The sequence below is a fragment of the Mesorhizobium sp. M4B.F.Ca.ET.089.01.1.1 genome (genome assembly GCF_004022605.1).
Lineage (GTDB): Bacteria > Pseudomonadota > Alphaproteobacteria > Rhizobiales > Rhizobiaceae > Mesorhizobium > Mesorhizobium abyssinicae.
Genome location: NZ_RZOS01000015.1, coordinates 15048 through 34235 on the forward strand (window position 1 = coordinate 15048; position 19188 = coordinate 34235).

Below are 19188 nucleotides of genomic sequence, written 5' to 3' on the forward strand. Positions count from 1 at the left end.
GATCCCATGGCGACGGATGGATAGCGGCGCGTGCTCTGGCAGAGTGACGCTGCTAACAAACACCCCGCGGAGGAACACCATGCATGTAGTGGCCGACCGATCCGAAACTCTGACTGCTATCCGGACTGGTCTGGGCGCAATCTTCGTATCGCTGGAGCTCAGCCGTTCAACCTGGCTGATCTCGTCGTTGTCGCCAGGTGGCGGCGAGAAGTTGTCGAAACACAGTGTCCCCAGTGGTGATTTATCCGCCTTGTTCCGTCGCTTCGATAGCGTGCGAGAGAAGGCAAGAGCACGCATGGGGCCAGACTTCCCCGTCGTCGCTATCCAGGAAGCCGGGCTCGATGGCTCCTGGATCCATCGGGTTCTGAGCAAGGCGGGGATCGAGAGCTACGTCGTTGATCCCGCTTCTATCGCAGTGTCTCGTCGCAGTCGCCGAGCCAAAACCGATAAGATCGATGGTGAAACGCTCGTCTCTCCTTGCCTTCAAGCGAGGCGAACCGCGCATATGTGCAATGGTCAAAGAGCCAACACCGGAGCAGGAGGATCGCCGGCGTATCTGTCGTGAACGCAAGGTACTGACGACCGAACGGGTATATAAAACGCCGCTCACTCAGAATGGTCTCGTCGCCCGAGCCCAGCGGCCGTAGGCGGGATGTTGGTGCAGCCGTGAAGAGCAGCGACCGAATGTGAGGTTGATCTGCTCGGTTACGAGCAGAGTCCTGCAAGTCGGGTTCAACCTGGATCCCATAATCGATATGACAAGCTAATCCCACTTTGACCGGCGCTCAGCACACCTAATTTCGAGCCGCGCCGACCTACACACCCGCTATCGACATGATCCGAGTGGCGGCCTGAACTAGGCCGGCAAACTCATGTTCGTTGGCACTGTTTTTCGCTTGCATCCCGGTTAGGCGGGGACAGACGCCCTACTGCGACGCCTGCCCGGCTTGTCCGTGTCTCGCTCGCCTGACGTTTCGGGTTCGGTCTCAATGATCTCGCCCGCCACCACGGCGCGGGTCCGCTCCAGCATCGCGGGGATGTCCCGCGCGGGCAGCGGGCGGCTGAGCAGGAAGCCCTGCGCCTCGGTGCAGCCTTCTCTTCGGACCCGTTCCAGCTGCTCCACGGTCTCGACGCCCTCGGCGGTGGTCTGCATCCCGAGGCTGTTGCCGAGGCTCGTGACCGCTCGAATGATGGCGACGGAACTGTCGATATCTCCGGCGTCCGTGATGAAGGATTGATCGATCTTGATCTTGTCGAATGGGAACGAGCGCAGATAGCTCAAGCTCGAATATCCGGTTCCGAAGTCGTCCATCGCGATATGAACGCCGAGCATGTGGATATGTTGCAGCATCGAGAGAGTCGCCTGGCTGTTGGCCAGCAGCACTGTCTCGGTGATCTCAAGCTCAAGCCGGCTGGGGGGCAGTCCCGAGATATCCAATGCCTCGACGATGGTGGAGAGCAAGCGCGCGTTGCGAAATTGCGCCGGGCACAGATTGACGGCGACCTTGATGCTACCGGGCCAGCTTGCCGCGTCGAGACAGGCTTGCTTGATAACCCATTCACCGATCGGGACGATGAGGCCGATGTCCTCGGCCAGCGGGATGAATTCTCCCGGGGATACGATGCCGCGCGTCGGGTGATGCCAGCGCAGCAGCGCCTCGAAGCAGCTGACCTCGCCGCGGTCGAGATTGAGGAGCGGTTGGTAGTAGATTTCGAACTGCTGCCGCACCACCGCTTCGCGCAGGTCGAGTTCGAGAAACCGCCGCGCCTGCATGCGCGCATCCATTTCCGGTTCGAAGAACCTGTAGGTTCCGCGGCCTTCCGCCTTCGCCCGGTAGAGCGCCATGTCGCCGGTCTTGAGAAGTTGGTCGGCGTCAATGCCATCGTCCGGCGCGATCGAGATGCCGATGCTGGCGCTGATCATAACCCCGTGGCCATCGACGACATAAGGTGCGCTCAGCCCATCAATGACCCGTTGGGCAAGAGCTGTCGCCTCGACCGGCTGATCAACCGCGGTTTGAATGATCACGAACTCATCGCCGCCGAGCCTTGCCACGGTGTCGCCTTCACGGGCCACCTGTTTCAGTCTGGCGGCGACCTCCTTCAGCAAGGCGTCGCCAACCGGGTGCCCCAGCGTGTCGTTGACCATCTTGAAATGATCGAGATCGAGGCAGTGGAAAGCAATCTTGCTACCATCACGCCGCATCTCGACCAAAGCCTCCTCGGCGCGTTCGCGGAACAATATGCGATTTGGAAGCTCGGTAAGTCCGTCGTGGCGCGCCATGTATGAAATCTTGGCTTCGCTCCGCCGCAAGTCGGTCACGTCATGGTGAGTGGCAAGCCACCCGCCGCCCGGCAGTGGCTGATGGATGAGGTCGATGGTGCGTCCGTCCCTGAGTTCCACCAGGCTCACCGTCCGCTCTGCGCGATCGATGGTCTCCGTCAGCTGCTGCACATACTTTTCCGGGTCATGGCCGGCATAGAGGCCCGCCGCGATCCGGAACCGCATCAAATCGATCCACGGCGTGCCGGGACGAGTCAGGGGCTCCGGCACATGGTAGAGATCGGCGTAGCTTTGGTTGCACAGAACCAGCCGCCTCTCCGCATCGAACATGCAAAGCCCTACGGGCATATTGGCGGCGGCCGCGGCCAATTGCTGCCGCTCCAGCTCGGCTTCTCGGGCCAAGGCATCGCTGCGCTCCAGGCTGGCCCGGTAGCCGGCAAAGGCCGAGAACAGCACTCCAACCTCGTCCTGCCGATCCCTTTTCAGCGCAATGAGACTCGAACGGCGCTCGCCCTGCGCCAAGCAACGCATCGCCTCGGTCACGGCGAGGATCGGCTTGCTGACATTGTGGCGTATCCAGGCGACAAGCCCACCAAGACACCCGGCGGCAAAAAGAACTGCCAGCCAAGTCAATCTTTGCGCAACGGTGTAGGTCCTGTCCGCCATCACCGCCGCGGCCGTGCTGCGCTCGTTGGTGAGGGCCAGCAGGTCGTCCAATCGCTGCGTGGCGGCGGCAACGGTCGGGAGCGATACCGTCTCGAACTCCTTGACAGCCATTGTTCGCCCTCCTGTTTCGAGGAGCGGGAAAATCGATGTCAGGGAATCTTCGTAGGCCGTCCATAGGTTGACGAACTGGTCGAACAGCTGCTGCTCGGCCAGCGATCCGGCACTCCGGCGATAGGCGCGCCGACCTTGCAGTATTTCGTCGCTTTCCCTCGCCATCTCCTTCTCAATGCCGGCTATCTGCGCAGCCTCGGCAGTGCGCACGCGCAACGTCGCATAGAGCTGGTGTTCCGCGAGGTTGCGCTTCATCTCGCCGACGATCTGGACCTGGGGCAACCAAACGCTGGTGATCTCGCTCGTGACCTTGTTGAGTGATCGCAGTTGCGCGACCCCAAATACTCCCACGGCCACGACGCACAGCAGCGCCAGCCCAAAGCCCAACGAGAGCTTGGTCCCGACGCTAATGTCCTTTAGCCCTCTCATCTAGAAAACTGCAAACGCAAGACCAGTCCTCGTCAAATAGCATCGAGCTTTAGCGAATAGTAAAAGTATTCCTAGTGTCGCGTCTAAGGTATTAATGCTGGCTTAAGACTGCGTAATCCCCTAGAGGATCGACCAAACCACGTTGTAAAAGGCCGGCGGATGAAGCTCACCGATTTCCATATGATCCGATGACGGGCCTACAATGAGATCGAGGTGCTCGCACCTAGTCTTGGAAGCCGCTTGCAGCTTCTTTCACCGCACCGTGGGATCGGCCTTCGATCCCCTTCGAATGTAGCGAGGCCAGCCCATATTATGCACGACGATGGGGCTTTGAGGCTGGCAGTCGAATCTATGATCGGCAGTGTTCATCAGCCGAGGAAGGAGCGCCGCGGCGCGCGCCGAGGCGGTGCGCGAACTCGAGCGTGATCGCCGAGATCGAGGCGAAGGAGCCGCTCGAAGCGCTCGACACCTTCATGGCGCAGAACGCATCGATGATCCAGGCCCAGCATGCAGCCTCCAGCTTCGATGTCCATCGGGTCCTTCAGGCCATGGACCACGAGCCGAGACCGCCGCAAGGCGATGCCGGACTGATGCGGCTGCCGGTGGTCGACATGCAAGGCCGGCCGCTGGCCAGCGAAGCCGAGTTGCGCTATTCCATTTTCCACCGCTTGACCTCGGGCGCGGTGAAGGTGGTGGCGGTGCAGCTAAAGGGAACTCCGACTGGAGCCATGCTGACACGCACGTTCACCGTGGAGGGCGTGCCCTACCGCATGGACCTGTTCGGCGGCAGCAAACTGAAGCCGCCGCAAAAGAGCCTGAACCAGCTTGCCTCTCACCTGCCTTTCACGGCCGCAGAGGCCCCAAGCGGCAAGCTTTTGGCGATCCCCTATGCCGAGACGGCTCCGGGTACGGCCTTTGAGCAGCTGTCGCGGGCCTGGGCGCCGTTCAAGGAAGCCTATTACTATACCCAGCGCCGCGGATTTGCCGCGCCGCCGGGCATCCCCGACATTGGCCCCCATGATTATGCGCTGGAAGGGTGCTTCAAGCTGTCCCTTCTGCCCGACCATCCCGCAGGCGCAGTGCATCCCTTCCGGTTCGAGGGGCGAGACGGCGAGATCGCCTTGCGGCCGCATGACGGCTGCGGCTTCATTAGGGCCTCACTGGCCGAGCGCATGCCGTCCATTGCCCGGGCTCGCCACGACGCTCCCGAGCGGATGCCTGCCTATGCCGATAAAAGGCAATCGGCGGTACCGCCCTCGGCGCTGCAACATTATCCGCGTAGCGTCGAGGTAGCACAGGAGACCCGCGAGAAGGCTCAGGCTTGGCTCGAAACCCATCAAAGCCTCACCGCCGAGGAGCTGTTCCGGACGGTCACGGGCGGGCATATCGAGGGTTCGAGCGCTATCGCCGTGCCGTCCAGCGACGAATGCCTGCATGTGCCGACGGGCAAGAGCAAGACCTTGACCCGTGACGCTGGCGTGCTTGTCGGACGCTCCCCCTATGACAAGCCCAACCTGCGCCCGTTCGCCGCCGACCGGGTCAGGTCGGCGCGCGATGGCGACCGGACCGCGGCGTTCCTGGATCGGTGCGTGGCCTTCCAATATAGCTTCAACTTCGCGCACAGGTCGGGGGCTGGGCTTGCCGCCGACGATCCGACCTTCTTTGCCAAAGGCATCTTGATCGTTGTGCCCGACGAAATGTGGCCGGCGGACTTCGCCGAGCGCGGGGTCGTGATGTCTGCCGAGGACGTAAAGTGCCATTCGTACTGGCTGGAGGAAAAGGACCGGGTCAAGGCCGACACCGCGCTCGAGTGCGTCGGCATCCTGCAGGCGACGGAGGTGTTCGCGCCCGGCTCTTTGGTTGCGGTTCCAAGCGTCGAACAAAAAATGCTCGACGGCGATTTTGATGGCGACACCGTCGTCATCATTGGCGACCAGCCTCGCCTTTACGAGCATGTGCGCCAGTTCGACGCGCAGCTGCAGGCGCGCGGCATCGCCTCGATGAAGCCGCCGAAGTCGCACACGCCGGCCATTGAGAAAAGCGGCTACCAGTTCACCCGGTCCAAGCAGATCCTGTCGGCCACCGGGCTGGTGCTGGAGACCTACAGCTGCCTGCAGCGCAACGTGCTGGCGCAGCCGCTGGAGGCGCAACGCTGGTTTGCCGAGCGTGCCATCTTCGGCACCTACGAGGGCATTCATAATGAGCTCAAGGCCGACATCCGCGCACTGTTGCAGGAAGATCGGCCGGATGGCCAGGCCCTCCATGAGCTCATCGCCAGGGCGAGGGAAGACAGCAAGGCCGCCAGGCATCCGGTGGCCTGCGAACTGGCCGCGTTGTTAGTGGCCGAGCTCCAGGACTGGAACCTGCAGCTCAATAGCGAGCCGGCTCATGAGCAGTCGGAAGTCAAGCTGCATGAAAGCGCCATCAATCTGTTGAGCGTCGGCATCAAGGTCGGCACTGACGCCTACAAGTCCGATACCGGTGCGCGGGTGTTCATGCAAAAAACCACCGAATTGCAGCGGCTCTTGGAGCAGAGGCCGGGCTTCAAGTCGGCGCCATATGTCAAGGCGCAGGCGGCAAAGCTCCACCAGGGCCGGTTCGACGTCGATGGCAGCCTGGCGGATCTGAAGGACAACCCCACGCTGGCGGCATCGGTCATGGAGGCCTCGATCAGACTCGCCGTCGAAAAGCGCATTCTGCTCAGCGCCTTAGCAATCTCGGCCGAAGACGACCGCGCCAGCACGATAACGCTGAGCAGCGAACAGGCCCTTGAGCGGGCCAGGCTCGAAGCCGCCCCCGCCGAAGCGCAAGAAAGCGCGATTACCAAAAATTGTGCATGCGGTTGCCGAGCTTTTGCGGCAGGACGGCATCGAGGTGAAGGTGCCGCATCTTGACCAACGGTCGGGCGGGCAGGTCTGGATAGCCGACGAGTTGACCGGCCAGAGCGTGAGCACGGCGCCGGAGGCCCAACTGGTCACCAATGCCGTGCGCCATGTCTTCGAGATCCCGGACGAGGCTTTTACGCGCGCCTTCAGGAAGGCGGCACTGGCCTTCGAGGAGCGGGACTGCAGCGAGGTCGAGACCACCAACTGGGTCATCAGGATGGACAGGCCGCGGTTACGCGGCGTTCACACGGCGTTCAGAACCGCGCAGAACTATCGCTTCGAGGTCGAGTTCCCTACGCCGGCCAGTTATCGGGCCGAGCTCGCGCACCGCGCGCAGAGCTCACAGCTAGTCCCCATTCCCCGTGGTGCCTGGGAGATATTACACTGGGACTCGTCAGGAGAAAGCAGGTCGAGGGCGGCAGGGACCTCCAGGTCGCCCATCGTCGCAAGACAACAGATTGCGGTCGCTCGCTCGCCGCAAGCCGGCGAGATCCTCGCGGCCCTCGGTACGCGGCCGGTCGTGCTCGTCGGCATGCCGGCGAGCGGCAAGTCGACCATCGGCGCCCAGCTTGCCAAGGAGTTGGGGGTGGAGTTTGTCGACATCGATAAGCATATCGTCGCCGATCACGGCAATCTGATGGAGATGTTCGCCGACCCTGGCCGTGGCGAGGCGCACTTCAGGGACCTGGAGACCAAAGAGCTCGCCAAGCAGCTGGAGAGAGGCCCCATCGTCATCGCAACCGGCGGCGGCTGCTTTGGCAAGGAGTCCAATCAAGCCCTGATTCTTAATAAGGCGAGGTCGATCTGGCTCGACACCCGAGCTGAAAGAGCTCCGCAGGCGCCTCGAGAGGGACACCAGCCGGCCGCTGCTGCAAGGCGCCGACATCGAGCAGAAGGTTGACCAGCTGTACGAAGAGCGCAGTCCGTTCTACCAAAAGGCCGATATCAGGTTGCCCCTCGTCCCGCCCTTTCAAAAAGACAAGAAGGACGCCCGCATTTGCGTGAAGGAACTCTACGCTTTCCTGTGCAGCGACAGAGAAGCCGCTCTGCCCGCTGCCGAGATATCACATGTCTCCGGTGCTTCCGGCACCGCCATCAGCATGTCCCCAACAGCTCAGCGCATGCACGATGATCATCACAACGGCTACGATTGCGGGGGCGGCGTCGTGGAAACCATCCAGGCGCCGGCGGCACTATTGAGTGAAAGGGAACGGCCGCCGCTCCTCGACACCCTCACCGCCGACCCGCAGCCTTTGCTGGCCGGCAATAACGCACGAGCGAATTTAGCGTCTTCCACGAGAAGCAGGGAACGCTCAAGTCGAGGACGATAGCTTAGGCGTCGCAGGTTTGGTGCAGGGTGCGGGTTCGCACCGAATGCTAATAAAAGTGGGAAACGCATGCATAAGTCGTGAGAAGCCTGATGGCCGAGTTGATCCGGCCTGGATGACACAAACGTACAAAGACGAACCGCCGGTGCCGGGTCGCGCGCCAAATCCTGGTGATCGACCGGAAAGGATCAGCTCCGAGTCTAAACGGCATCGTCAACTTAATGAAGCGCGGATACTATGACAGAGTGACCCAATCCACCGCCGCGCCATTGCGTCGGTTTCGACAGATAAGATGGATTGGGCAGGCGAGCTCAAAAGAGCGATTGTAAATCGCAGTTGTAGCAGTGTAACAAACTGCGTAACAAAAAGCGCGAAAAGATTAGCATTTTCAGCAGGATAGGCGTGAAACCGAATCCCTCCCTCTCCGCCATCCTGCTCGCTCTTCGAGCTTCGGGGAACAGCCCGCTCCTCGTGCGAAGCAGGTTGCCCCTCCGAAGCTTTTGCGCAGGCGGGCGGCTCGGAGCTGCCTTTCACTGCCCCACATCGGCCTCGCGGATGAAATCGCGCAGCTTTTCCATGTCCCAGGACAGCGGGCGGTCATCGCTGTAGTGCGCGACGCGCTCGCGGATGGCGCGATAGATGGCATCCGTGCCTGGCGCCCGTGCCGCGCGGTCGGACAGGAAATCATGCGCCTGCGCGGCTGCCATGAGTTCGATCGCCAGAATATATTCGGCGTTGTCGATGACGGCCAAAAGCTTGTTGGCCGCCACCGTCGGGTGGGCGAGGAAATCCTCCTGCAGGCCTGAGGTGACGCCGCCGTCGGTTGCTGCCGGCGCGGCAAGGCGCCGATTGACGTTGCTTAGCGACGTGGCGGTGTATTGGGCGATCATGAAGCCCGAATTGCAACCGCCTTCGGCGGCGAGGAATGCCGGCAGATTGTTGACCAGCGGGTTGACCAGGCGGTCGATGCGACGTTCGCTCATGGCGGCAACCTGCGCCAGCGCGATCGTCAAACTGTCGGCGGTCTGACCGAGCGCGGGCGCCACCGGATGCGCCTGCGAAAACACTTTCGGATCATCGATCGTGCCGGAGACCGCGGGATTGTCGGTTACCGATGCCAGTTCGCGATCGACCAGTTGCGCAGAGCGCTCCAACACCTCTCTCGCCGCGCCGTGCACATGCGGCACCGCGCGAAGGCTGAGCGCATCCTGCGTGCGACTGCCCTGCGCCGCCGCGATCAGCCCGCTGCCATCGAGCAGACGCCGCAACGACGTGCCGACTGCCTCGATGCCGGGCGACGGCCGCATGGCGAGCACATGCTCGTCGAAGGCCGCCATCTGCCCGCCCGCGGCCTCCAGCGTGAGCGCCGCCGCCGCATCGGCCCAACACAGCAGACGCTCGGCGCGCACCAGCGCAATGCTTGTCAGGCCGGTAGCGCATGCCGTGCCGTTGACGAGGCTCAAGCCTTCCTTGGCGCCCAGCACCAGCGGCTCCAGGCCGATCTCGGCCAGAGCCTGGCGACCGTTCATCCTGCGTCCGGCGACCCTTGCCATGCCCTCGCCGATCAGCACCAGCGCGATATGGGCATTGTGCGTGAGATATCCGGCAGATCCCCGGGAAGGAACTTCCGGAATGCAGCCGCGCTCGAGGAAGGTGAGCAGATTGCGGACGATCTCAGGCCGCACGCCCGAATGGCCATGCGCGAAATTTGCCACCTGCACCGCGATGATGGCGCGGATACCGCGTTCAGGCGCGAGTTCGCCGACGCCGCAGGCATGGCTGAGAATGATGTTGCGCGACAGCTTCTCCTGCATGGCTGGCGCCACCACCTGGCTTGCAAGCGCTCCGACCCCGGTATTCACGCCATAGGCGCGGATGCCCTTTTCGACGAGGCTTGCCACGATGCGGTTCGCATAGGCGATGCGATCCCAGGCGGCCGGCGCCAATTCCAGCTTTTCGCCGTCTCCGACGCGCGCGATGTCGCGCCAGTTTGCGGCATTGTCGATGATTATTGTCATTCGTGCATTCCACCCGGGCTGACGCCCTCAAAAACTGCGCTGGGTCCCAGCAGCGCCGTACCTAAGGCTTTCCGAGCATGCCTTTTGTAGGAATTTCGCCGCGGCGGGGGACAAAGGTGAAAAAAATCGGCGGAACTTGGCTCGTGCCGACCGGCGTTCGGCAACTGCCGGCCAGGAATGCGCCTTACGATCGGGAAACGTGGCCTGAGCCACCGCTATGGCGGGTTCTTCTCCGCTTTCCACCATCGGCATAACGCCGTGTCAGCGGTTGAACTTGCCCTCGTAACCGTAGCTAATGTCGCTCGGCAGGCTGAGCGCAGCTTGCCGGAATTCGAGGTTGAATATCTGATCGGCATAGCGGCCACCGTTCAACAGCCCGTCCCATGCGAAGAACGCGGCAACCGCGACGAGGGTGAGCATAAGCGTTCGCATCGCGATAATCCTCCCCCAAGGGGAACTAGGCGAACTGAAGCTTCCCGATAGAGTGCTTGCGCATCCTCAACACCAATAGGCGAGTAGCCGCGAACGGTGTCATGACGAGGAACGTCGTCGCGACGCTGACGAGCAACGACAACTGACAGAATGCACTGGGGACGTAACAAACAGCTTCCATAGCCTAACCCCTTTGACCACCGTGTTTACCTTGGTGGCCTCCTCCGCCCTTCTACAAGCATGCTCCTCCTTCAGTAGAAATACAAGAGCTTGCTAATATAGGGATTTGGCGTTCTTGCTGGCCGATTTCGGATTCGTCGAACCCGCCAGCTATCATCAACGCCAAGGGAAAATCTGACAGCAACCGTTGCGTGCCATCCGCGGTGATGATGCGCAGCCGTTGCACTGTCTCACTGGGGCAACAGTCAGAAACTCATCGCGTTCGCCTCCCGCCGGATGTGGTCGGATGTCCCATGAACGCCGCGCTTTCATTTGAATTGTTGCGTCCAGCAGACGAGAGGCGCGCACCGGCGGCGCGAAAGTCCAGGTTCCGTACCTGCCGCAGCATTGACGGCCCTTTGAGGTACCCGGCGTCGCAGAGATGCCCTCTAAGCGGCTACGCGCACTATTGAAGGGTATCGGCGCCGTCAAGCTCCGGATCCATGCCCGGCGATGGCTTCGAGAAATACCTCGCCGAACTCCCTGAGCTTGGCTTCGCCGACGCCGTTCACCTCGGCGAAGGCGTCGAGGTCGCGCGGGCGGCGGTCGGCCATGTCGATCAGCGTGCGGTCGGAGAAGACGACATAGGCCGGCACCTGGCGTTCTTTAGCCAGGCGCAGCCTCAGCGTCTTGAGCGTGGCGAGTAGCGCGGCATCCACGCCGTCCATGTCCGCTCCGCCACCCTCGGCGGAGCGCGCCTTGCCGCGCATGGAGCGGTGCCGGGTCTCGACGCGATACTCGAACGAGCCCTCGCCGCGACCGAGCATATGGCCGCTGTCGGCGATGGCGATACCGCCATGGCCGGCCGGATCGGGCACGAGAAACCCGCCTGCGACGAGCTGGCGGATCAGCGACAGCCACGCAGGCCGCTTGTACGCCATGCCGCTGCCGAAGCTGGCAAGCTTTTGGTGGCTCCTGGCCAGCACCTTCTCGGTCTCATGGCCGAGCAGGATGTCGATGACATGGGCGGCGCCGAACCGTTCGCCGCTCTGGGCGACGGCGGCAAGGATCAACCGCGCCTCGGCGCTGCCGTCGGCGCGCGGCACCTGCTCGAGGCAGTTGTCGCAATTGCCGCACGGCTCGGCCTGTTCGCCGAAATAGCCGAGCAGCACCTGGCGCCGGCACTGCGCCGTCTCGCAATAGCCGATCAGCGTGTCGAGCCGGCCATGCGAACGCCGCTTGTGCTCGGGCGCGGCGTCCTCATCGTCGATGAACATGCGGCGCGTGCGGATGTCGCCGAGGCCGAACAGCATATGCGCCTCCGCCGCCCTGCCGTCGCGGCCGGCGCGGCCGATCTCCTGGTAATAGGCTTCGAGGCTGCCCGGCAGGTCGGTGTGGAAGACATAGGCGACATCCGGCTTGTCGATGCCCATGCCGAAGGCGATGGTCGCCACCATGACCACGCCGGAGAGCGTCATGAAGGCGTTCTGATTCGCTTCACGCGCCTCCTTGCTCATGCCGGCGTGATAGGCGAGCGCGGTGACGCCGTTCTTCTCGAGGAAGGCCGCCATCTCCTCCGTCTTCCGGCGTGACAGGCAGTAGACGATGCCGCTGCGCCCCGGATGCCGCTCGACGAAGCGCAGCAGCTGGCGCTTGCTATCCTGCTTGGCCTCGATGGCAAGCTTGATGTTCGGCCGGTCGAAGCCCAGCACCAGGGTCTCGACGCGTCCGGCGAACAGCCGGGCTTCGATGTCGGCGCGCGTCCCCTCGTCCGCCGTCGCCGTCAGCGCGATGACCGGCACATCCGGGAAGATGCCGCCGAGCCGCGACAGGTCCTCGTATTCGCGCCGGAACGCCGGCCCCCATTGCGAGATGCAATGCGCCTCGTCGACGGCGATCAGGCGGACGTCGAGCCTGGCGAGCGCATCGAGCATGCGCTCGGTCATCAGCCGCTCCGGGGCGAGATAGAGCAGCCGCGTCTGGCCCGACGCGACGCGGCGCCAGGCGGCGACGTTGGCGTCGCGGTCGAGCGATGAATTGATCGTGTCGGCAGCGACCCCTGCCAGGCGCAGCGCCGCGACCTGGTCCTGCATCAGCGCCACCAGCGGCGACACGACGATGGTGAGCCCGCCCAGCACCAGCGCCGGGACCTGGTAGCAGAGCGACTTGCCGGCGCCGGTCGGCATCACTGCCAGCACGTGGCGCCCGGCAAGCAGCGCCTCCATCACCGCGGCCTGGCCGGGACGAAAATCGTCGAAACCGAACACGTCCTTGAGGACGCGATGCTTGGCATCCCGTCCATCCGCCGGGACGCTCGCCGCCGATCTGTGCATCACCCGATGGTCCCCGGTTTGGTCGAGGCCATGGTCTTAAAGGCAAGATCGCCCGGGCGCCACCCGCCGCGTACGTCGCCTGCGTTCTGGTCGGCTTCAAGCGGCGGACCGTGCGCCGTTGCAGGCGCCCGATGCGACTCACTCTCCAGGTTCGCCCCTTCCGGCATTCACGTCCGCCGGCAGCTCATAACCGAATTCGCGGCAGAACATCTCGACGCGGGCGAGGAAGGCCGGCGGCAGACCCTGGAGATAGGTCCTGAGCGCCGCATTGCGTTCCCATTTCCGCAACGAGGTTGCGCGGATCGGATTGTTCGCATCGGCGCTGAAGCGGATCGCCGGCGCAATGCCGAACGCGCCGGCGATCCGCGCCTGTTCGGCATCCGGCTCGGCAATCAGTTCTTCATAGCGCAAATAGAGGATCTGTCGCGCCGGCTGGGCTTCGCGCAACCGGATCAAACCGGCATACTCCGCCTCCCAGCGTTCGGTCGTGACATGGAAGGGGCGCAGATGCACCGTCTGCGGATGCGCGCTGGTCAGCACGTCGAAAGGATGGCGCACGCAATAGATGAGGCCGATGCCGGCGGGAAGTTGCCATAGCAGCTCATGGCTCTCGGCGGTGCGCTTGACGACGAGATTGGCATGCGGGCGCTTCAGTTCGAGCAGCTTCGGGAACGGCGATTCGAATTCATGGACATAGGTATCGTCGAAGCAGCCCATCAGCCGGCGAGCGAGCGTGGTTCCGCTGCGCGCGCAGCCGGCAATGAATATCCGCCTGGGCGCCTTGGTCCGGATGCCGAGGCGTCGAAGCCGTTCCGACAGCGGCGAGGCGGCCCGGCGAAGGGTTCTGGCAAGCCGTTCCGCCATCCCCTCATGCTCTTGATGGATTTCGGCCAGCGCGATGCCGCTCTCGCCGGCGACGGCATAAAGCAGCCATGTCCGGCCGTCTTCCTCGAAGATCGCCGGATCGCGCAGGGCGTTTTCGCGGCCTTTTGCCGCTCCCATGCGGCTGCGCCGGACGGGCTCGTCGTTGCCTTCGAACCCGCATGATGGCCGCAGCAGCTCGGCCTTGCCCTGCACCTTCCAGCTGCGCCAGTCGCGGGCAAGATCGACGGTCCCGTAGAGGATCCGCTCCGGCGCATCGCCCCGGCGCGTGTAGTAGATCCTGAGCTGCTCGCCGCATGTCTGCACGGCGACATGCCTGGGGGAGAGACGGCGGCCCGAGGCAGGCAACAGCACGGGGCCCGGCTCGAAGCCCGAAAGCCCGTCGCTGGAGCGCGACAGCCTGACCGCGCCGGTGCCGAAAAGCCCGTACCACCAGCCGCCGTGACGGAAGATCCGCGCATAGGATGGCCCGAGCGGCTCAGGATGGGGCTCGAAATGGATGCCGTCGCGCGAGGTCGCGGCAAAACTCGTCTGCCTGCGGCCGCCGGCCTCGGTCGGTCCGTGAAAATACATGACCAGGCGGCGGCCCTGATCGTCGACATGGACGTCCGGCGAAGCGATGTGTTCTCGCAGGAACGCGCACTGGTCGAGCGACAGCGCCCCGCCGGGATGGACCCGCCACGGGCCCTGCGGCGAATCCGCGAAGGCGAGCCGGATGTATGTGCCGGTGTGGTGGGCGAAATAGAGATAATAGGCGCCGAGCCGGCCCGGCAGCCAGTCGGGGACCCTGATCAGCGACGGGCCGTTGATGTTGGCGCCGTCGTCGCCCGGCAGCATGCCCGGCGTGATGATGGGCCCGTGCCGCCGCGCCGCAAGGACCAACCGAGTCCCAAGCTGAAAAGCCCCTTTGCGGCCTTCGTTCAAGCTTTGCCTCTCCGCCCGCGTACATGGTCAGATACGTGCATTTCCAGATGCCTGCAAATGGCCTGGTTTATCCACAGGCTGGAGCACCTCGATCGAGCTCGCGTTAAACCTATCTTCACCATGTTGCGGCACCGTCCCAGTCCTGCGGTGATGTTTTGAGTACCGCGGCGCGACACGCGCCCAGGCAACATACCCGCGCCTCCCCGGAGGCGCGGGTTTTCTGCTCCTGCATGCGCGGCAGATCGCCTTTGACTCGCCAGGACGGCTTCAGTATCAGCGGCTGGACCAGAGCGCCTTGATCGAGGCCTTTTGCCCTGGGATCGAGCCACGGATTCCGCACCGGCATGGATTCGACCGCACCGCTGCTGATCTTCTACGCCCGCAACGACGCCCTCGGCGACGGATTGCTAAGGCTGCCGGCATTGCGCGCCGCAAGAACGGCCTTCCCGCAGAGCCACATCGTCTATGGCACAATGGGCAACTCCTCGCTTACCGGTGTCTTGCGCAAGCACGCCGCTTCCCTCATCGACGATTTCAGGCCGGTGACGCCGCTTTCGGCTGTTCTCGCCGAGTTCAAGCCGCGCGGCGCGCAAACGACGCTCGTCGATTTCCGCACCGGTGTGCCCGGCCTGCTGCTGACCGGATTGCAGCTCATCGGCCGCGGCATTCGCTACGAGCCCAATTTTGCCGGCTATATGCTGTCCTGGCGTCCGGGCGTCAGATGGACGCTGCGTCCCGAACACAATGCCTGGCGCTACCATCGGTTGGTGGAGCGGCTGGCCGGCAGGCATCTGCCATTCGACCACAGGCTGGAGGTTCCGCAGGCTGCCCGCGCCCTGGCGCGTCAGTTGCGCGGCGCGGACCAGCGTCCGCTCATCCTTCTTGGCGGCAACGCCAAGGGCAACAAGTTCATGGGCGACGCCCAGGTCGCCGCCGTCGCCGGCAACCTCATCGATGCCGGCTACCGGGTGCTCTATCTGGTCACCCCGGGCAGGGGACCGAGCCCGCAGACCCTTGCCGCGAAGGAAGCCCGTCTTCAACTGGTCGGCCCGGAGCTTGGGCTCGATGCCGAAGCCTTCGGCGACCTGCTGCTTGCGCTCGGCGAAATGGCTGCCGCTTATGTCGGCATGGAGGGCGGCCTGGGACATCTGTTCGCCACGGTCATGACCCCGACGGTGATCATCAACAACGGCGCCAACATGGAGCGGTGGCGGCCGCTGTCGAACACCGTCGAGGTGGTCACCGCGCCAAGGCGCGGGAGATCGGCGAAAGTCTCCGATACGCCGGCCGAGGCGATTATCGAGGCCACGCATCGCTTGCTCGCCGCGAGCCGACGCGACCACGCCTTGCCCCGCTAGATTACCGTCAGAAAATCAGCCGAGGAAATCGGCCCGGTGCGGCGTGAAGCTGTCGACCAGGCGCCCGGCTTCCAGCGCCCTGACGCCGTGCAGCAGATTGGACGGGACGATGAAGCCGCCGCCCGCTTCCAGGATTTCGGTCCGGCCGTCGACGGTCACCTCGAAGCGGCCTTCGGCGACGTAGCTCGCTTGCACATGCGGGTGCGAATGCAGCGCGCCGACGCCACCTTTGTCGAAGCCGAACTCGACCATCATCAGCTCGTCCGTGTGGAGGAGCACGCGCCGGCGGTTGCCGTCCGGCGTCGGCGTCCATGCAGCCTCGCCGGCATGCGAGAATATCTTCGTCACGGTCATCTCGCCTCTCTCAGCGCGCCAGCCAGCCGCCATCCACCGGCACTACGGCGCCATGCATATAGTCGGACGCCGGCGCGAGCAGGAACGCGGCGGCGTCGCCGATGTCCTCCGGCCGCCCCCAGCGCCCGGCCGGGATGCGCGCCAGGATCGAGGCGCTGCGATCGGGATCGGCGCGCAGCGCCTCGGTGTTGTTGGTCTCGATATAGCCGGGCGCGACGGCGTTGACGTTGATGCCCTTTTGCGCCCACTCGCAGGCGAGCAGCCGGGTGATGCCGAGCACGCCGTGCTTGGAGGCCGTGTAGGAGGCGACGCGGATGCCGCCCTGGAAGCTCAGCACCGAAGCGATGTTGACGATCTTGCCGCGCCGTCCGGGTTCGGCAAGCACATTCCGGGCAAAACCTTGGCTCAGCATGAACACCGTCTTCAGATTGACGTCGATGACGTCGTCCCAGTCGGCCTCCGTCAGCTCGACCGCATCGGCCCGCCTTATGATACCGGCATTGTTGACCAGGCCGTCGAGCGGTCCGCTGTCGTGCCAGACCCGGTCGAGCATCGCCTGCGCGGCCGTCGAGTCGGCAAGGTCGCAGCGCACCGCCTCGAAGCGCCCGCCGGCCGCCTCTATCCTTTCGGCGGTCTCATCCATCGCCGAGCGGCCGACGCCGATCACCGCGCCGCCGGCACGGGCGACCGACACCGCGATGCCCTGGCCGATGCCGGTATTGGCGCCGGTGACCAGGATGCGCTTGCCGGTGAGGCTGAAGGCGGAAAGATCGGGCCCTGTCCTGCTCATGATATCCAACATTTGTCTGTCATCGATGACGCCGTGCCTCCGTGATCGCGTCCAAGCAGCGCAAAAGCCAGTTCGCCTGTGTATGACCGTGCGGGCTGACGATGGGGCAGCTTTTCCACGCCGGCGCAAAGCGCGCCGGCAACGCACGCATCCGCCTCGGAGGGGAACAGCAGATCCGGATCGGTAGCGCGATCATGGACATAGCGGCTCCCAAAGGATGGACAATCGGTACGGTCGGGCAGGAACGATGTCAACGCGGCCGGCATCCACCCGCCTGCTTGCGGCATTGGGGAACAGATGATACCCCGCATCCGATCCATCGCACGGGGACATCCGCATGCCGCTCCGCCGAAACCTCCCAGCGTTTTTGGTGCCATGACCCACGACCGTCTCTCCGATGGGACGCTGCGGTCCTTGCCAAATCAGCTTTCGGTTCCCGCCTACGATCGGGCCGACATCGCGCCGGGCATTGTCCATCTCGGAGTCGGCGCCTTCCACCGTGCCCACCAGGCCGCCTATGTCGACGACTGCCTGGCGGCGGGAGAGCGTGACTGGGGCATTGTCGGTGTCTCGCTGCGCAGCGCCGACACACGCGATGCGCTGGCGCCGCAGGACGGGCTCTACACGCTGGCGATCCGCGACAGCGGCGGCGAGAGCCTGCGCGTCATCGGCTCGATCCAGTCGATGCTGGTGGCGCCCGAGGACCCAGGCGCGGTGCTGGCCGCGCTGATCGACCCGCGCACCCGCATCGTCACGCTGACGATCACCGAGAAGGCCTATCTGAGGGCCGCCGACGGCCGGCTCGACGAAACCCACCCCGACATCGTCCACGATCTGGCCAATCCGGGATCGCCGCGCACGGCGCATGGTTTCCTGACCGAAGCGCTGGCGCGCCGCCGCGCCGCCGGCACGCCGCCTTTCACCGTGCTTTGCTGCGACAACCTGCCGGCCAACGGCGCCACGCTGCACCGGTTGCTGGTCGAGTTCGCCGCGCTTCGCGATCAAGGACTCGCCCGACAGGGCGATGTCCAGCTCGCCCGACAGGGCGATGCCGGGCTCGCCCCACAGGGCGATGCCCCTCTTGCCAGCCATATCGCAAACGACGTGGCCTTCCCGTCGAGCATGGTCGACCGCATCGTGCCGGCGACCACGGACGCCGACCGGACACGCATCGCGGTCGAGCTCGGCGTCGAGGATGCCTGGCCGGTGATGACCGAGCCGTTCTGCCAATGGGTGGTCGAAAACGATTTTCCAGCAGGCAGGCCGACCTGGGAAAAATTCGGCGTCACCATGGTCGCCGATGTCGGTCCCTTCGAGGACATGAAGCTGAGACTGCTCAACGGTTCGCATTCGGGCATCGCCTATCTCGGCCTGCTCAGCGGCCATGCGACCGTCGACCGCGCCTTCGCCGATCCGGCGATCCGGCAGTTCGTCGATCGCCTGTGGGCCGAGGCCATTTCGACGCTGCCCGAGGATGCGGGGCTCGACACCAGCGCCTACACGGCGGAACTCGCCCAACGTTTTTCGAACACCGCGCTTGCCCACCGCACCGCGCAGATCGCCAATGACGGCAGCCAGAAACTGCCGCAGCGCATCGTGGCGTCAGTCTTGGAGTGCCTGGAAGCCGGCACCGAGATGGTCCATCTCACACTGGTGGTGGCCGCCTGGATCGCCGCCTGCGCGGCGCGCGGCAAGGCCTTGCCGGAAGCCCATTTCACGGATCCGCTCGACGCGCCGCTGACGGAACTTTTGAGCCAGCAGCTGCCGGCGAACGAAACCGTGACGGCCGTGTTCGATCTCGCAGGCTTCGCCAGGGACCACGCCGAGCGCCAGACCTTGATTGAACTCGTGGCGGTCCATCTCGTCCACTTGCGCCGCGACGGCCCCACCCTGGCCTTCGCCGCCCTTGGCATAGACGGCATTGAGGCTGACTAAGCCGAGACTCCTTTAGGGAGACGCTCGCCCCTGTTTACCTGCGGACATGGTTACCACTTGGCGCGATGAATAGTCGTTGCCCATTGGACGGCCAGGGCAAACAAAAAAGCGGGGCATGCCCCGCTTTCTCAATCGTTTGTGAGAACTGAACCTCAGGCCGGCAGGATGGCGCCTTCCAGCGTGGTGAGCTGGCTAAGGAATTGTTCCGCCTTGCTGCGCGCCTGGTCGTCCTTGGCGTCGGCGGCGTCTTCCTTGGCTTCCTGGATGCGGCGGGCGAGGTCGGCACGGTCGATGTCGCCG

General features: G+C 64.2%; 12 protein-coding genes and 2 pseudogenes. 6 read left to right on the forward strand and 8 right to left on the reverse strand.

Annotated elements, in window-relative coordinates:
• Positions 1-79: 79 nt before the first annotated feature.
• Positions 80-593, forward strand: a pseudogene (locus EN780_RS38650) (transposase); the annotation flags it as partial.
• Positions 594-907: 314 nt separating this feature from the next.
• Here the strand turns inward: EN780_RS38650 and EN780_RS02925 are convergent.
• Positions 908-3490, reverse strand: a complete 2583-nt coding sequence (locus EN780_RS02925) for an EAL domain-containing protein (RefSeq protein WP_126057614.1) — start codon at positions 3488-3490, stop codon at positions 908-910.
• Positions 3491-3912: 422 nt separating this feature from the next.
• Here EN780_RS02925 and EN780_RS02930 point away from each other — a divergent pair, with 422 nt between their 5' ends.
• The 3 genes from EN780_RS02930 to EN780_RS40395 are packed head-to-tail and all read left to right on the forward strand — an operon-like array spanning position 3913 to position 7706.
• Complete coding sequence (locus EN780_RS02930) at positions 3913-6384, forward strand: hypothetical protein (RefSeq protein WP_245455307.1); 2472 nt, start codon at positions 3913-3915, stop codon at positions 6382-6384.
• On the forward strand, positions 6323-7276 hold the full coding sequence (locus tag EN780_RS41290; protein WP_245467324.1) for a shikimate kinase: 954 nt from the start codon (positions 6323-6325) through the stop codon (positions 7274-7276). The genes EN780_RS02930 and EN780_RS41290 overlap by 62 nt, the downstream gene beginning before the upstream one ends.
• On the forward strand, positions 7245-7706 hold the full coding sequence (locus EN780_RS40395; protein ID WP_245454879.1) for a hypothetical protein: 462 nt from the start codon (positions 7245-7247) through the stop codon (positions 7704-7706). The genes EN780_RS41290 and EN780_RS40395 overlap by 32 nt, the downstream gene beginning before the upstream one ends.
• Before the next feature lie 527 nt (positions 7707-8233).
• On the opposite strand, the gene hutH is transcribed toward EN780_RS40395, so the two are convergent.
• The 4 genes from hutH to EN780_RS40400 all read right to left on the reverse strand — a co-directional run bounded on the left by hutH (position 8234) and on the right by EN780_RS40400 (position 14451).
• Positions 8234-9721: a histidine ammonia-lyase gene (gene hutH / locus EN780_RS02935; protein WP_127284545.1), complete on the reverse strand. Its 1488-nt coding sequence runs from the start codon at positions 9719-9721 to the stop codon at positions 8234-8236.
• A 261-nt stretch (positions 9722-9982) separates the two neighbouring features.
• A complete protein-coding gene (locus EN780_RS38655; protein WP_189556347.1) occupies positions 9983-10153 on the reverse strand; it encodes a hypothetical protein in 171 nt (56 codons plus the stop codon).
• A 647-nt stretch (positions 10154-10800) separates the two neighbouring features.
• Complete coding sequence (gene recQ, locus EN780_RS02940) at positions 10801-12645, reverse strand: DNA helicase RecQ (RefSeq protein ID WP_128271928.1); 1845 nt, start codon at positions 12643-12645, stop codon at positions 10801-10803.
• 138 nt (positions 12646-12783) lie between these two features.
• Complete coding sequence (locus EN780_RS40400) at positions 12784-14451, reverse strand: sulfotransferase (protein ID WP_245499855.1); 1668 nt, start codon at positions 14449-14451, stop codon at positions 12784-12786.
• Positions 14452-14795: 344 nt separating this feature from the next.
• On the opposite strand from EN780_RS40400, the gene EN780_RS02950 reads away from it, so the two are divergent.
• Positions 14796-15809: a glycosyltransferase family 9 protein gene (locus EN780_RS02950; RefSeq protein WP_128271920.1), complete on the forward strand. Its 1014-nt coding sequence runs from the start codon at positions 14796-14798 to the stop codon at positions 15807-15809.
• Positions 15810-15824: 15 nt separating this feature from the next.
• Here EN780_RS02950 and EN780_RS02955 read toward each other — a convergent pair whose 3' ends face one another.
• Together EN780_RS02955 and kduD are read right to left on the reverse strand one after the other, a co-directional pair.
• Entirely contained in the window at positions 15825-16163 is a 339-nt protein-coding gene (locus EN780_RS02955) for a cupin domain-containing protein (RefSeq protein ID WP_128271922.1), read from the reverse strand.
• Positions 16164-16173: 10 nt separating this feature from the next.
• Positions 16174-16953 (reverse strand): 2-dehydro-3-deoxy-D-gluconate 5-dehydrogenase KduD, encoded by a 780-nt coding sequence (gene kduD, locus EN780_RS02960; RefSeq protein WP_128271924.1) that lies wholly within the window; start codon positions 16951-16953, stop codon positions 16174-16176.
• Between the two features lie 375 nt (positions 16954-17328).
• Here kduD and EN780_RS02965 point away from each other — a divergent pair, with 375 nt between their 5' ends.
• A complete protein-coding gene (locus EN780_RS02965) occupies positions 17329-18888 on the forward strand; it encodes a mannitol dehydrogenase family protein (RefSeq protein ID WP_128271926.1) in 1560 nt (519 codons plus the stop codon).
• 152 nt (positions 18889-19040) lie between these two features.
• Here the strand turns inward: EN780_RS02965 and EN780_RS02970 are convergent.
• Positions 19041-19188, reverse strand: a pseudogene (locus tag EN780_RS02970) (F0F1 ATP synthase subunit epsilon); the annotation flags it as partial.

Excerpts from the sequence above, each read along its gene's own strand:
- kduD (WP_128271924.1), bottom strand. The coding sequence starts at position 16,953 with ATGAGCAGGACAGGGCCCGATCTTTCCGCCTTCAGCCTCACCGGCAAG.
- EN780_RS02950 (WP_128271920.1), top strand. The coding sequence starts at position 14,796 with ATGGATTCGACCGCACCGCTGCTGATCTTCTACGCCCGCAACGACGCC.
- EN780_RS38655 (WP_189556347.1), bottom strand. The coding sequence starts at position 10,153 with ATGCGAACGCTTATGCTCACCCTCGTCGCGGTTGCCGCGTTCTTCGCA.
- EN780_RS02955 (WP_128271922.1), bottom strand. The coding sequence starts at position 16,163 with ATGACCGTGACGAAGATATTCTCGCATGCCGGCGAGGCTGCATGGACG.
- recQ (WP_128271928.1), bottom strand. The coding sequence starts at position 12,645 with ATGCACAGATCGGCGGCGAGCGTCCCGGCGGATGGACGGGATGCCAAG.
- EN780_RS02965 (WP_128271926.1), top strand. The coding sequence starts at position 17,329 with ATGACCCACGACCGTCTCTCCGATGGGACGCTGCGGTCCTTGCCAAAT.
- hutH (WP_127284545.1), bottom strand. The coding sequence starts at position 9,721 with ATGACAATAATCATCGACAATGCCGCAAACTGGCGCGACATCGCGCGC.
- EN780_RS02925 (WP_126057614.1), bottom strand. The coding sequence starts at position 3,490 with ATGAGAGGGCTAAAGGACATTAGCGTCGGGACCAAGCTCTCGTTGGGC.